This window comes from Zoogloea sp. (assembly GCF_023150065.1).
Lineage (GTDB): Bacteria > Pseudomonadota > Gammaproteobacteria > Burkholderiales > Rhodocyclaceae > Zoogloea.
In genome coordinates this window covers 1-544 of sequence record NZ_JAKLLN010000215.1, presented here as the reverse complement: position 1 = coordinate 544, position 544 = coordinate 1, and the positions used below count along the sequence as shown (strand labels likewise).

At 72.4% G+C, this 544-nt stretch carries 1 protein-coding gene; it reads left to right on the top strand.

The annotated features are described in order from the left end of the window. The coding region (locus tag L6Q67_RS24350; RefSeq protein WP_296576352.1) for an agmatine deiminase family protein at positions 1-544 on the top strand (544 nt) is incomplete at both ends.

Below are 544 nucleotides of genomic sequence, written 5' to 3'. Positions count from 1 at the left end.
GGTCGAGGTCTGGGACATCCCCACCGACGACCTGTGGTGTCGCGACAGCGGCCCGACCTTCGTCAAGGGCGCGGACGGCGCCCTGGCCGTGTCCCTGATCCAGTTCAACGGCTGGGGCGGCAAGCAGGCCCACGACAACGACGCCCGCATCGCCCGGCGTGCCGCCGAGATGGCCGTGTTTGCCCGCCAGACCGATCTTGCCAGCGACGCCTCCCGCCTGTGGCTGGAGCTCGATCCCACGTCGCTGCAGGCCCAGCAGCTGGCCTCCGGCGCCGCCGCCAGCAGCGCCCGCATCGAGGAGCTCGAAACCCATCTCGCGTCGGCGCTGGCCCGGCTGGGCGACAAGGTCGGTCCTGCGCTGCTTGGGCTTAACCGCGGCCTCGCCCGCATCCCCGACAAGGCGCTGATCCGCCGGCTGGTGAATGACCTCACCCAGCCCTACCTCGACCAGCCCGAAGCCCACTTCGCCCGCGCCAATGCGGCCTACACTGCGGGCGATCCGGCCGGCGCGGCTCAGGCCCTCGAAGGCGCCCTGCGCCTGCGC